General features: G+C 72.1%; 10 protein-coding genes. 4 read left to right on the plus strand and 6 right to left on the minus strand.

The features are described from left to right. Positions 1 to 170: 170 nt before the first annotated feature. Positions 171 to 3752 carry an ATP-binding protein gene (locus J2Y70_RS12695; RefSeq protein ID WP_309918002.1) on the plus strand — a complete coding sequence of 1194 codons (3582 nt, stop codon included), beginning with the start codon at positions 171 to 173 and terminating at the stop codon, positions 3750 to 3752. A gap of 88 nt (positions 3753 to 3840) precedes the next feature. Here the strand turns inward: J2Y70_RS12695 and mdtD are convergent, their stop codons facing one another. The 5 genes from mdtD to J2Y70_RS12720 all read right to left on the minus strand — a co-directional run bounded on the left by mdtD (position 3841) and on the right by J2Y70_RS12720 (position 9071). Next, positions 3841 to 5271 carry a multidrug transporter subunit MdtD gene (gene mdtD / locus J2Y70_RS12700; RefSeq protein WP_263395281.1) on the minus strand — a complete coding sequence of 477 codons (1431 nt, stop codon included), beginning with the start codon at positions 5269 to 5271 and terminating at the stop codon, positions 3841 to 3843. 412 nt (positions 5272 to 5683) lie between these two features. Continuing rightward, entirely contained in the window at positions 5684 to 6754 is a 1071-nt protein-coding gene (gene hemE / locus J2Y70_RS12705; RefSeq protein ID WP_263395280.1) for a uroporphyrinogen decarboxylase, read from the minus strand. 10 nt (positions 6755 to 6764) lie between these two features. Beyond that, positions 6765 to 7019 carry a WGR domain-containing protein gene (locus J2Y70_RS12710; RefSeq protein WP_179566308.1) on the minus strand — a complete coding sequence of 85 codons (255 nt, stop codon included), beginning with the start codon at positions 7017 to 7019 and terminating at the stop codon, positions 6765 to 6767. Between the two features lie 388 nt (positions 7020 to 7407). Beyond that, entirely contained in the window at positions 7408 to 8532 is a 1125-nt protein-coding gene (gene aroB, locus J2Y70_RS12715) for a 3-dehydroquinate synthase (protein WP_309918008.1), read from the minus strand. Beyond that, positions 8529 to 9071 (minus strand): shikimate kinase, encoded by a 543-nt coding sequence (locus J2Y70_RS12720; protein WP_263395278.1) that lies wholly within the window; start codon positions 9069 to 9071, stop codon positions 8529 to 8531. Before J2Y70_RS12720 ends, aroB begins: the two co-directional genes overlap by 4 nt. Before the next feature lie 109 nt (positions 9072 to 9180). On the opposite strand from J2Y70_RS12720, the gene pdxH reads away from it, so the two are divergent. From pdxH to J2Y70_RS12735, 3 genes are read left to right on the plus strand one after another with little or no spacing between them, the layout of a single operon-like run. Then, positions 9181 to 9780, plus strand: a complete 600-nt coding sequence (gene pdxH / locus J2Y70_RS12725; RefSeq protein ID WP_263395277.1) for a pyridoxamine 5'-phosphate oxidase — start codon at positions 9181 to 9183, stop codon at positions 9778 to 9780. After that, a complete protein-coding gene (gene aac(6'), locus J2Y70_RS12730) occupies positions 9777 to 10229 on the plus strand; it encodes an aminoglycoside 6'-N-acetyltransferase (protein ID WP_309918013.1) in 453 nt (150 codons plus the stop codon). Before pdxH ends, aac(6') begins: the two co-directional genes overlap by 4 nt. 1 nt (position 10230) lies before the next feature. Continuing rightward, positions 10231 to 11022, plus strand: a complete 792-nt coding sequence (locus tag J2Y70_RS12735) for a cobalamin-binding protein (RefSeq protein ID WP_309918016.1) — start codon at positions 10231 to 10233, stop codon at positions 11020 to 11022. A 9-nt stretch (positions 11023 to 11031) separates the two neighbouring features. Here J2Y70_RS12735 and J2Y70_RS12740 read toward each other — a convergent pair whose 3' ends face one another. Continuing rightward, positions 11032 to 12402: an MFS transporter gene (locus tag J2Y70_RS12740; protein ID WP_309918325.1), complete on the minus strand. Its 1371-nt coding sequence runs from the start codon at positions 12400 to 12402 to the stop codon at positions 11032 to 11034. Between the last annotated feature and the right edge of the window lie 153 nt (positions 12403 to 12555).

A 12555-nucleotide genomic window follows, 5' to 3' on the forward strand; every position in this document is an offset into this window, starting at 1 on the left:
CGCAACGCATTGGCGAACAGTGCATGCGACGCTCTCCGAGTCCCGAGTCCCGAGTCCCGAGTCCCGCTCCATCTGTTGCCAGCGGCGGCGCTTATCGCCGACGATGGCGAAGGGCATGGGCGACAACGCAGCCCACGCACAGGGAGACGACGATGCGGTCGAGAAGGATCTTGGGGTGGCTGCTGTTGCTGTGGTCGGCGGCGGCCGCCGCGGCGGTGCCGCCGACGCCGCAGCCGCGCCAGCTGACCGTGGCCGACGGCTTGCCGTCCAACAGCATCAACGGCTTCGCCGAAGACAGGCTCGGCTACCTGTGGCTGGCCAGCAGCGACGGCCTGGCGCGGTTCGACGGCCGCGGCTACCGCATCTGGCGGGTCGAGGACGGGCTGCGCGACAACAAGATCTGGACCGTGCACGTCGACGCGCAGAACCGGGTCTGGTTCGGCACCCAGAATGCCGGCATGGGCATGCTCTCGGCGGACCGGCGCACGTTCCGCTACTACGACCGCAGCAACTATCCGCAGATCGGCGGCGGCACGGTGTGGGCGATCGCCTCCACGCCCGACGGCAGCATCTGGTTCGGCACCGCCAACGGCGGCCTGGACCGGCTGCGCGCGGACGGCACGCTGAGCCGCTACATGCCGATGCCGGGCGACGAGCGCAGCCTGCCGTCGCCGGCGGTGATCTCCCTGGCGACCACGCCTGACGGCACGCTGTGGGTGGGCACCCGCGGCGGCGTGGCGCGCTGGACCGGGCACGACTTCGAACGGCTGCCGGCCTCGGCGCTGCCGCGGCCCGAGGTGCTGGGCCTGACCCCCGAGCGCGACGGCACGCTGTGGGTGGCCAGCCAGGGCGGTGCGCGCCTGCTGCGCGCCGACGGCAGCGTGGTGGCGCCGTACTGGAGCAACATGCCCAGCGAGAGCGTGCTGGGCATGCTGGTCCACGACCGCCACGGCAATCGCTGGTTCGACACGCTCGACGGCCTGGGCCGCGAGAGCGACGCCGGGCAGATCCACAACGTGCCGCTGTACAGCAACTCCGCGCACGGCCTGGTCAAGCCCAATTGGTCGCTGGCGTTCGAGGACCGCGAAGGCGATCTGTGGTTCGCCAGCTTCAACGCCGGCCTGTGGTACCTGCCGGCCAACTGGCGGCAGTTCTCGGTGCTGTCGCATCGGGTGGACGATCCGGACTCGATGGGCAATCCCTACGTCATCGCGACCGCCGCCTCGCGCGATGGCGGGGTGTGGCTGGCGGGCACGCGCGGCATGCTGGACAAGCTGGATCCTGCCACGGGGACGGTGCGCCACCACATCACCGCGCTGTTCGGGCGCGACTGGTCGCGGGCGCTGGTCGAGGACGGCCAGGGCCGGGTCTGGGCGGCGGCGTCGACGGGGGTGTTGCGTTACGACCCGGCCAGCGGCGAGGTGCGGCGCTGGGGCAAACAGGACGGCGCCGACGCGCCGATGCCCGGCGAGGTCGACCGGATGATGCTCAGCGGCGACGGCCGCGTGTGGTTGTTCGGCGAGATCGGTGGCGCCCAGGTCCGCGACCTGGACGGACACGTGCTGCGCAACATCGCCCCGGGCGCCGACGGGCTGCCGGCGGAGCTGACCGTGGACGATGCCCGGCCCGGCCCGCTGGGCCAGCCCTGGCTGCTCGGCCAGCACGGCGTGCTGGCCTGGGATGCGACCAGCGAGCGTTTCGCGCCGGTGCCGGGCGCGCCGGCGCGGGCGCTGAGCGCCTTCACCATCACCGACGGCAATGTGGTCTGGCTGGCCAGCCTCGGGCGCCTGGAACGCTATCTGTGGGACGGCGCGCGGCTGAGCCTGCTCGACCGCATCGACGCCGAACAGGAGTTCCCGTCGCTGGCGCCGAACGGTGTGGTGGTCGATGCCAGCGGCGTGGCCTGGTTGAGCAGCGTGCGCGGGCTGATCCGGGTCGATCCGGCGAGCAAGGCGATCCGCTCCTACAGCGTGCACGACGGCCTGCCCAACCAGGAATTCCGCCCGCAGACCCTGACCCAGGCGCGCAGCGGGCAGATCCTCGGCGGCACCCCGGATGGGGTGGTGCTGTTCGAGCCGACCCAGGTGGTGCCGTCGCGGCGGCAGCCGCCACTGGTGATCGAGCGCATCGGCGTGCGCCGCGGCGAGCGCGCGCTGGATTTGCTGCATGCCGGCAGCATCGCGCTGCAGGAAGGCGACCGCGACCTGCACGTCGTGGCCCGCCTGCTGTCGTTCTCCGACACCGACGCCAATACCTACCGGTTCCGGCTCAGCGGCTACGACCCGGACTGGGTCGATGTCGGCGCCAGCGGCGAGCGCCTGTTCTCGCGCCTGCCGTCCGGCCACTACACCCTGGAGATGCAGGCGCGCACCGCCGACAAGGTGTGGTCGAAGGTCACCACGCTGCGCTTCCGCGTGCTGCCGCCGTGGTGGCGCAGCCCCTGGGGCATGGCCGGGCTGGCGGTGCTGGCGCTGCTGGCGCTGTGGCTGGCGTCGTACCTGTACCGGCGGCGCCTGCGCCGGCGCAACGCCTGGCAACTGGCGCTGCACAAGCAGGAACTGGCCGAGCAGGCATCGCTGGCCAAGACCCGCTTCCTGGCCACGCTCGGGCACGAGGTGCGCACGCCGATGACCGGCGTGCTGGGCATGAGCGAACTGCTGCTGGCCACGCCGCTGGATCCCAAGCAGCGCGGCTACACCGAATCGATCCGTGGCGCCGGCGCGCACCTGCTGCGCCTGGTCAACGACGCGCTGGACCTGGCGCGGATCGAGGCCGGGCGCCTGGAACTGGACCAGCAACCGTTCGACCTGGGACGGCTGATCGCCGAACTGGAGGCGATGATGGCGCCGATGGCGCACAGCCGCGGGCTGGCGTTCGCGCTGGACAACGCGATGCCGGCCGAGGTCACCGCCAGCGGCGATGCGACCCGGGTGCGGCAGATCCTGCTGAACCTGCTCAACAACGCGATCAAGTTCACCGACCACGGCAGCGTGACCTTGCGCGTGGCGCCGCTGCACGACGACCAGGGCGTGCGCTTCGAGGTCGCCGACACCGGCCCGGGCATCAATGCCGAACAGCAGGCGCGGCTGTTCCAGCGCTTCGAGCAGGCCGACGGCCCGCGCACCGCCGCGCGCTACGGCGGCAGCGGCCTGGGCCTGGCGATCTGCCAGGAACTGGCGGTGGCGATGGGCGGGCGCGTCGAACTGCACAGCAAGCTCGGCGTCGGCACCCGCTTCATCGTCGACCTGCCGCTGCCGTGGATCCCGGAACCGCTGCAGGCCGGCACCCGCGGCGGGGGCGACACCCAGGCCGCGACCCGGCCGCTGCGCATCCTGCTGGTCGAGGACGACCCCACCGTCGCCGAGGTCGTCAGCGGCCTGCTGAGCGCGCGCGGCCACCACATCACCCACGCCGCGCACGCGCTGGCGGCACTGACCGAAGTGGCCGGCGGCAGCTTCGACGTGGCCTTGCTGGACCTGGACCTGCCCGGCCTGGACGGCCTGGCGCTGGCGCGGCAACTGCGCGTGTTCGGCTACGAGATGCCGCTGATCGCGGTCACCGCCCGCGCCGACGCCGACGCCGAACCGCAGGCGCGCGCGGCCAGTTTCGACGGCTTCCTGCGCAAGCCGGTCACCGGCGACATGCTGGCCGAGGCGATCGAGGCGGCGGTGAAGCCGGGACCGGGGACCGGGGACCAGGGACCCGGAACGGCGGCGGAACCAGGCGAGGGCCGGGGATCCGGAGAAGCTTGATGCTCCGTCTGATCGCTTCGTTGGCCGCGTAAGACCTGCCGCCACAGGATTTCCCCCCGGGTCCCTGGTCCCCGGTCCCCGGTCCCGGCTACTCAGCCACCTCTTCCACCTGCTTGGGATGCGGCCGGGTATCGGGCAGTTGCCAGAAGATCAGCGTCGAGGTCAGGGTGATCGCGCCGACGCAGACGAAGGTCGCGTGCAGCGCCGCGGTGGCGCCGTGGGTGTCGCCGAGGTGGGTGTTGAAGGCCGCCAGCAGGCTGCCCGCGGCCGCGGCGCCGAAGCCGGTGGCCAGCATCATCACCATCGACAGCAGGCCGTTGCCGGCACTGGCCTGGTCGCTGTCCAGGTCGCGCAGCGTCACCGTGTTCATGACGGTGAACTGCAGCGAGTTGACCGCGCCGAACAGCGCCAGCTGCAGCAACCGCCAGCCCAGCGCCTGGCCGGCGTCGAACAGCACGAAGCTGGCCATCGCCACGCCGACCAGCACGGTGTTGGTCATCAGCACCCGCCGGTAGCCGTAGCGCTCCACCAGCTTCACCGCCGCGCGCTTGGCGGCCATGCCGGCCAGCGCCACCGGCACCATCATCAACCCCGCGCGCATCGGGCTCATGCCCAGGCCCACCTGCAGCAGCAGCGGGATCAGGAACGGCATGCTGCCGCTGCCCACGCGCGCGAACAGGTTGCCGAGGATGCCGATGCGGAAGCTCACCACCTTGAACAGGTGCAGCGGGAACAGCGGCGCGGTGGCGCTGGCCGCGTGCAGCCAGTAGCCGATCAGCGCGGCCAGGCCGGCGATCGCCAGCAGCATCACGAACGCATGGCGCAGGCCCAACTCGGAGATGCCGTCCAGCGCCAGCGACAGCGCGACCATGCCGAAGGCCAGCATCGCGTAGCCGATCAGGTCGAAGCGGGTGCGCTGCTCGCCGTGGAAATCCGGCATCACCTTCAGCGCCGCGACGAAGCCGATCGCGCCGATCGGCAGGTTGATCAGGAACACCCAGTGCCACGACGCCACCTGCACCAGCCAGCCGCCGAGCGTCGGCCCGATCAATGGCCCGATCAGCGCCGGGATCGCGATGAAGCTCATCGCGCTCAGGAACTGCTCGCGCGACACCGAACGCATCACCGCCAGCCGCCCGACCGGCAGCAGCATCGCCCCGCCGATGCCCTGCAGCACGCGCGCCGCGACCAGATAGGGCAGGCGCGGCGCGGCGGCGCACAGCAGCGAGCCGAGGGTGAACAGCACGATCGCGGCCAGGAACGTACGGCGCGTGCCGTAGCGGTCGGCGATCCAGCCCGAGGCGGGGATGAACATCGCCACCGCCAGCGCGTAGCTGAACACCACCGATTGCATCTGCAGCGGGCTCTCGCCCAGGCTGCGCGCCATCGCCGGCAGCGCGGTGTTGACGATGGTCGCGTCCAGCATCTGCATGAAGATGGCCAGCGACACCAGCCACAGCAGCGGGCGGAAGCTGCGGTAGTTCGGAACGGAGATCGGATCGGGGGAGGGCGCGGACATCGGTACGCACGGCAACGCGGGGGGTGCATAGGATCGCGCAGATCGCGTGGCGGCGTCGTGCAGCAGCGGGCGGTTGTGGCGCGAGGTGAACAGTGCAGCGCTGCTGCGATGGTGGATCGAGGCGCGTCGCGCGGCGTGCTGTCTTCGGGCTGTACGGGGCTTCGTGCTGAAGCTGTCCGAAGCCGTCAGGTCCGCAGCTTCGTTCGTCGCGGCTGAAGCCGCTCCTGCAGGGAGCTTGCGGCAAGCTGGCCGGGTGCACTGTAGGAGGGGCTTCAGCCCCGACCGATGCCTGCAGTCGTTGGGTCCGCAGCTTCGTTCGTCGCGGCTGAAGCCGCTCCTGCAGGGCACACGCAGCAAGCCGGCCGGGTGCACTGTGGGAGGGACTTCAGTCCCGACTGCAAAATGGCGGACGCTACGCCTGCGCGCGGCGGCTGTGCCGCTGCACCGCGGCGACCAGCGCGCCTACGTGCTCGGGCTGCATGTCCGGCGACAGGCCATGGCCGAGGTTGAACACATGGCCGTCCGCCGAGCCGTTGCCGTCGGCGTAGCTGTGCAGCACGCGCTGCACCTCGCGTTCGATCGCCGCCGGAGAGCCGTACAGCGTGGCCGGGTCGAGGTTGCCCTGCAGCGCCACGCGGCCGCCGGTGCGGCGCGCGGCCTCGGCCAGGTCCACGGTCCAGTCCACGCCCAGGCCTTCGGCGCCGGAGGCAGCCAACTCTTCCAGGTACGGCGCGTTGCCCTTGCCGAACAGGATCAGCGGGGTGCGCTGCTCGCCGTCGCCGCGCGGCAGTTCGCGGGCGATGCGCTGCAGGTAGGGCAGCGAGAATTCGCGGTACATCGCCGGGCTGAGCACGCCGCCCCAGGTGTCGAACACCTGCAGCGCCTGCGCGCCGGCCGCGCGCTGCGCGGCCAGGTAGGCGATCACCGCATCGGTGTTGACCGACAGCAACTGGTGCAGCGCCGCCGGCTCGTTCAGGGCCATGGCCTTGATCCGCGCGTAGTTGTCGCTGCCGCCGCCCTCGACCATGTAGCAGGCCAGCGTCCATGGGCTGCCGGAGAAGCCGATCAGCGGCACGCTGCCGTCCAGTTCGCGGCGGATCACCCGCACCGCGTCCATCACGTAGCGCAGTTCGGTCTCCATGTCCGGCACGCCGAGCCGGGCGATCGCCGCCGCATCGCGCACCGGGTGCTTGAACTTGGGGCCTTCGCCTTCGACGAAATACAGCTCCAGGCCCATCGCATCGGGGATGGTGAGGATGTCGGAGAACAGGATCGCCGCGTCCAGCGGGAACCGCGCCAGCGGCTGCAGGGTCACCTCGCAGGCCAGGTCCGGGGTCTTGGCCATGGCCAGGAAGCTGCCGGCGCGGGCGCGGGTGGCGCGGTACTCGGGCAGGTAGCGCCCGGCCTGGCGCATCAGCCACACGGGGGTCTGGTCCACGGGCTCGCGGCGCAGCGCGCGCAGCAGGCGGTCGTTCTTGAGCATGGGGGTTTCCTTAGCGCGGGGCGTCGGCGCCGCGGGTGAACATGACCTGGAAGCCGCGCTTGATTTGCGCATCGCGGGCTTTCTCGAAGGCGGCGTGGGCCTCGTCCTGCAGCAGGTATTGCTCGCGCTTGAGCTGCGCGCGGCCGCCGATCTGGCCGCTCTCGCGCAACAGCTCCCAGCTGCCGAATAGGTCCGGTTGCAGGGTCAGCTGGATGTAGCGGGGCGGCTCGTTGCCGCCGGGGCGTTGCTGTAGGAAGACGCGCATGCCGCCGATTGTACCGATAGCCGGTCGCCGCGGCGTCGGCGCCGGCCGCGCGTTGGGGGACGGGTAGGGAAGCGGGGAGGACGTCCGTGCCGCGGGCGTCGGGCGGCCGCGGCAGCCGGCCGGCGCGATGCGTGCATGTGCCGGCGCGCTCAACCAATGGACGATGCGCGACATCCCGGGGCGAGCGCGTCTTGGTGCAGGCCTGCGCCCCGGGCGCCGTGAGGGCACGCGCGCATGCTGGCTGGATGCTCTGGGAGGGACTTCGGTCCCGGCGCTGTCCGGCGGCGTAAGGCCCACGCTTCGCTCGTCGCGACTGAAGTCGCTCCCACAGGGAGGTGCGGCGAGCCGGCCGCGAGGGCCGATGGATGCCTCGGCGCGGCAGGCTGCGCTACGCCGCGGCCCGCACCGCGGCGTCCAGCACCGCCAGCACCGCCGCCTCGTCCACGTCCGGGACCACCTCGGCATGGCCGATGCCGCGCCACAGCACCAGCCGCAGGCGCCCGGCAATGTTCTTCTTGTCCAGCCGCATCCGTTCCAGCAGCGCCTGCGGCGCCAGTCCGGCCGGCAGCGAGGTGGGCAGCTCGAAGTCGGCCAGCAGCGCGCGCAGCCGCGCGCTGTCCTGCGCCGTGGCCATGCCCAGCTGCGCCGACAGTTCCGCCGCCAGCACCATGCCGACCGCCACCGCTTCGCCGTGGTTGAGGTTGTCGTTGCCGGGCGCGCCATAGCCCTGTTCGGTCTCGATCGCGTGGCCGAAGGTGTGGCCGAGGTTGAGCAGGGCGCGCTCGCCCTTCTCCAGCGGGTCGCGGGCCACGATCTCGGCCTTGTGCTCGCAGCTGCGCGCGATCGCCTGCGCCAGCGCGGCCGGCTCGGCGTCCAGCAGCGCGCGGCGCTCGGCGTGCAGCCATTCGAAGAACAGCGGATCGCGGATCGCGCCGTACTTGATCACCTCGGCCAGGCCGGCGCGCAGTTCGCGCGGCGGCAGGCTGCGCAGCGCGGCGGTATCGGCCAGCACCGCGCGCGGCGGGTGGAACGCGCCGACCAGGTTCTTGCCCTGCGCGATGTCCACCGCGGTCTTGCCGCCGACCGAGGAATCGACCATCGCCAGCAGCGTAGTCGGCAGCTGCACGCAGTCCACCCCGCGCATCCAGCAGGCGGCGGCGAAGCCGGCCAGGTCGCCGACCACGCCGCCGCCCAGCGCCAGCACGCAGGCGTCGCGGGTGGCGCCAAGTTCGGCCAGCGCGGCGATCGCCGCGCCGAAGCTGTCCAGGGTCTTGGAGGCCTCGCCGGCCGGGATCACCAGCGCGCCGATCTTCAGCTCCGGGCGCGCCGCCAGCAGCGCGCCGCGCACCTGCGCGGCATACAGTGGGGCGACGTTGCTGTCGCTGAGCAGCAGCACATGGCGGCCGCGCACGTGTGCGGCCAGGCGGCTGCCGTCGTCGAGCAGGCCGGGGCCGATGTGGATGGTGTAGGCCGGGTCGCCATCGACCTGGACCGAGCGCAGGGAAACAGTCATGCAGTGGGTTCCGGAAGCTTCCACGACGCGGCCAGGCGCACGACCAGCTGCGCGGTGGCTTCGGCGGGATTGAGGTGGTCGGTGTCCAGGATCAGGTCGGCGACTTCGCGGTACAGCGGCTCGCGCACCGCGTGCAGCTCGTGCAGCACCCGTTCGCGGTCGCCGCGCTGCAGCAGCGGCCGGCTGCGGTCGCGCTGCAGGCGCTGCAGCTGCGAGGCCACGCTGACCCGCAGGTACACCACGAACCCGTGTTCGCGCATCTCGCGGCGGCTGTCGGCGTCGAGCACCGCGCCGCCGCCGGTGGAGATGAGATGGCCGGGCGTGCTCAGCACGCTTTCCAGCACCGCGCGCTCGTGTTCGCGGAAGCCGGCTTCGCCGGCATGCTCGAACAGCGAGGCGATGCTGGCGCCGGTGCGTTCGACGATGGCCTGGTCGCTGTCGACGAAGACGAGGCTGAAGCGCTCGGCCAGGCGCCGGCCGATGACGCTCTTGCCGGCTCCCATCGGGCCGACCAGCACGAGATTGGGGGCGGGATTCATCCGCCGATGCTAGCAGAGACGCCATCGGCGCAGGCCGGCCGCGGCGGCACGTGCGTCGCGCCGTGCATGGCGCGACAATGGCGCATCGTCCGCCGAGTGCCTTGTCGCCATGCCCGATCTCTACGCCGAAGCCCTGTCCACGTTCGCCGACCTGTTCGCCGAGGCGCGCGGCAGCGACGAGGCCGAATACAACGCGATGGTCGTCGCCTCGGCCACGCTGGAGGCGCGGCCGTCCTCGCGGGTGGTGCTGCTGAAGTCCTACGACGCGCGCGGCTTCGTGTTCTACACCCACCTGGACAGCCAGAAGGGCCGCGAGTTGCAGGCCAATCCGCAGGCTTCGCTGTTGTTCCTGTGGCGGCGCATGCGCGAGGACGGCGTGCAGGTGCGCATCGACGGCGAGGTGCAACTGGTCGCCGCCGCCGAGGCCGATGCGTACTTCGCCTCGCGTCCGCGCATGAGCCAGATCGGCGCGTGGGCCTCGGCGCAGTCGCGGACCCTGCAGTCGCGCGAGGAATTCGAGGAACGCGTGGCCAAGGCCGAAGCCAGCTTCGAGGGCCGCGAGGTGCCGCGCCCGGACGGCTGGAGCGGCTTCCGCGTGGTGCCGCGCAGTTTCGAGTTCTGGTACGGCGGCAAGTTCCGCCTGCATGAGCGCTGGCGCTACGATGCCGACGCCGCCGGCTACTGGTCCAAGCGGATGCTGTTCCCGTGAGCGATGCCTTTTCGGTACGCGCCGCCGGTGCCGCCGACCTGCGCGTGTGGGCGGCGCTGCGGATGGCGTTGTGGCCGGACGAGAGCGACGCGTTCGGCGGCGTGGCCGAAGCCTTGCAGCGCGAAGATGCGGCCAACTTCCTGGCCTTCGACGGCGACGGCCAGGCGATCGGCTTCGCCGACGCCACCCTGCGCCAGGACTACGTCAACGGCACCGACAGTTCCCCGGTGGGCTTTCTGGAAGGCTGGTACGTGGCGCCGCAATGGCGCGGCCGCGGCGTCGGCCGCGCGCTGTTGCGCGAAGTGCTGGACTGGACCCGTGCGCAGGGTTGCAGCGAACTGGCCTCCGATGCGCTGATCGACGACGCCGCGGCGCAGGCCGCGCACCGCGCCTGCGGTTTCGAGGAAACCGAGCGCGTGGTGTATTTCCGCATGCCGGTGGTGGACTGAGATGGGCCCGCGGCGCATCGTCTGCCTGACCGAGGAACCCACCGAGACGCTGTACGCGCTCGGCGAGCAGGACCGCATCGTCGGCATCAGCGGCTTCACCGTGCGTCCGCCGCAGGCGCGGCGCGACAAGCCCAAGGTCAGCGCCTTCACCAGCGCCAAGATCGGCGAGATCCTGAAGCTGCAGCCGGACCTGGCGATCGGCTTTTCCGACATCCAGGCCGAGATCGCCGCCGAACTGATCCGCAACGGGGTGGAGGTGTGGATCGCCAACCACCGCAGCGTCGACGGCATCCTCGACTACATCCGCCGGCTCGGCGCGCTGGTCGGCGCCGGCGCGCGTGCGCAGGCCTACGCCGACGACCTTGAGCGCGGGCTGGCCGCGATCGCCGCGCAGGCCGACGCGCTGCCGCGGCGGCCGAAGGTGTACTTCGAGGAATGGGACGAGCCGATCATCACCGGCATCCGCTGGGTCGCCGAACTGGTGCGGATCGCCGGCGGCGACGACGTGTTCCCGGAACTGTCGGCCGAGCCGCTGGCCAAGGCGCGGATCCTGGCCAACGGCGACGAGGTGGTGCGGCGCGCGCCGGACATCATCCTCGGCTCGTGGTGCGGCAAGCGCTTCCGCCCCGAGCGCGTGGCCGCGCGGCCGGGGTGGGCGGCGATCCCGGCGGTGCGCGACGGCCAGCTGTTCGAGATCAAGTCGCCGCTGATCCTGCAGCCCGGCCCGGCGGCATTGACCGACGGCGTGCGCGCGATCGCGGCCATCGTGCAGGCCTGGGCGCAGCGCCAGTAACCGCCGGCGCTAGCGCGGCGCTGCCGCCTGGGTGCGGCCGACGATGCCCAGCCCGAGCAGCGCCAGCAGCGCGGCCACCGCGAAGGTGGACAGGTAGGCCGCCGTCACCGAGTGCGCCAGCAGCGCGGCGAACAGCGAGCCGCCGATCGCCAACGTGGTCGCCACCGCGATCGCCTCGCTCAATTGCAGCGCCGAACTGTTGGCGCCCTGCTGCGCCGGCGGCGACAGGGTCAGGGTCAGCACCGACAGGGTCGGGTAGATCAGGCCCATGCCCAGGCCGGTGGCGGTCCAGCCGCCGATCGCCACGGCGGCGGGCACCGCCGGCAGCAGCGCCAGCGCGGTGACCGCCACGCCCAGCGTCATCAGTGCGCTGCCCACGCGCAGCCGGCGCAGCCGCGTGCCGTCGCGGCCGTGATGGCCCTGGTACCAGGAGCCGGCGAACCAGCCCAGCGCGCCCACGCTCAGCGCCACGCCGGCCCAGGTCGGCGACAGGCCGCGTTCGCGCGACAGCAGCAGCGGCAGGAACGCTTCGCAGCCGAAGAAGGCCGAGGCGGCGATACCGCGCAGCGCGATCACGCTGGGCAGTCCGCGCGCGGCGCGCAAGGTGCCGCGCGGCAGCAGCCGCCACGCGCAGGTCAGCAGCAGCGCCAAGGCTGGCAGCACCGTGGCCGCCGCCGCGACGCCCTGTTGCTGGCCGCCCAGGTACAGCAGGCAGACGCCGGCTGCGGCGCCGATCGACCACAGCAGCGGCGCCGAGCCGGAGCGCGCCGTCGTCGTCGGCGGCGACAGACGGCGCAGCGCCGGCAGCAACAGCGCCGCCGACGGCAGCGCCAGCAGCGGCACCGCCAGGAATACCCAGCGCCAGCCGACATGCTCGACGATCAGGCCGCTGATGCTCGGCCCGATCAGCGACGGCACCACCCAGCCGGCGGAAAACGCGGCGAAGATGCGCGGCCGGATCGCCTGCGGATACATGCGTGCGACCAGCACGTACAGCGCCACCGAGATCGCACCGGCGCCCAGGCCCTGCACCAGCCGCCCGGCCAGCAGCATCGGCATGGACCCTGCGAAGCCGGCCAGCAGCAGTCCGCAGACGAAGCACAGCAGGCCCGTCCACAACGGCGTCGCCGGACCGCGCAGGTCGCTCCAGCGCCCGGCCACGGTCATGCCGATCACGCTGGTGGCCAGGGTGCCGCCGAACGCCAGCGCGTACAGCCGCAGCCCGTCCAGTTCGCGCGCCACGGTCGGCATCGCGGTCGCCACCGCCAGCGCCTCGAACGCGATCAACGACACCAGCGCGACCATGCCCAGCGTGGTGGCGCGGTAGCGCGGCGAAAGGACCGAATCGGAAGTGGCGGGAGCGGTGCTGACGGATGCCATCGCCGGCAGTGTGCCGTCGCGGCGGTCGCCTGCGGGTGAAGCGTGCTGGTTCATCGGTGCGACCTCAAGACGGAATGCTCGCCTGCCGGCGCGGTGTTGCGCGGCAGGCGATGGGCGCGCAGCATGCAACCTCAACCTAACTCGAGGTCAACC

Origin of the sequence: Xanthomonas sp. 1678 (assembly GCF_031455575.1) — a bacterium.
GTDB lineage: Bacteria > Pseudomonadota > Gammaproteobacteria > Xanthomonadales > Xanthomonadaceae > Xanthomonas_A.

What these genes read in the sequence shown, in the direction of transcription:
- mdtD (WP_263395281.1), bottom strand. Translation starts at nt 5,271, where the DNA reads ATGTCCGCGCCCTCCCCCGATCCGATCTCCGTTCCGAACTACCGCAGC.
- hemE (WP_263395280.1), bottom strand. Translation starts at nt 6,754, where the DNA reads ATGCTCAAGAACGACCGCCTGCTGCGCGCGCTGCGCCGCGAGCCCGTG.
- J2Y70_RS12710 (WP_179566308.1), bottom strand. Translation starts at nt 7,019, where the DNA reads ATGCGCGTCTTCCTACAGCAACGCCCCGGCGGCAACGAGCCGCCCCGC.
- aroB (WP_309918008.1), bottom strand. Translation starts at nt 8,532, where the DNA reads ATGACTGTTTCCCTGCGCTCGGTCCAGGTCGATGGCGACCCGGCCTAC.
- J2Y70_RS12720 (WP_263395278.1), bottom strand. Translation starts at nt 9,071, where the DNA reads ATGAATCCCGCCCCCAATCTCGTGCTGGTCGGCCCGATGGGAGCCGGC.
- pdxH (WP_263395277.1), top strand. Translation starts at nt 9,181, where the DNA reads ATGCCCGATCTCTACGCCGAAGCCCTGTCCACGTTCGCCGACCTGTTC.
- J2Y70_RS12735 (WP_309918016.1), top strand. Translation starts at nt 10,231, where the DNA reads ATGGGCCCGCGGCGCATCGTCTGCCTGACCGAGGAACCCACCGAGACG.
- J2Y70_RS12740 (WP_309918325.1), bottom strand. Translation starts at nt 12,402, where the DNA reads ATGGCATCCGTCAGCACCGCTCCCGCCACTTCCGATTCGGTCCTTTCG.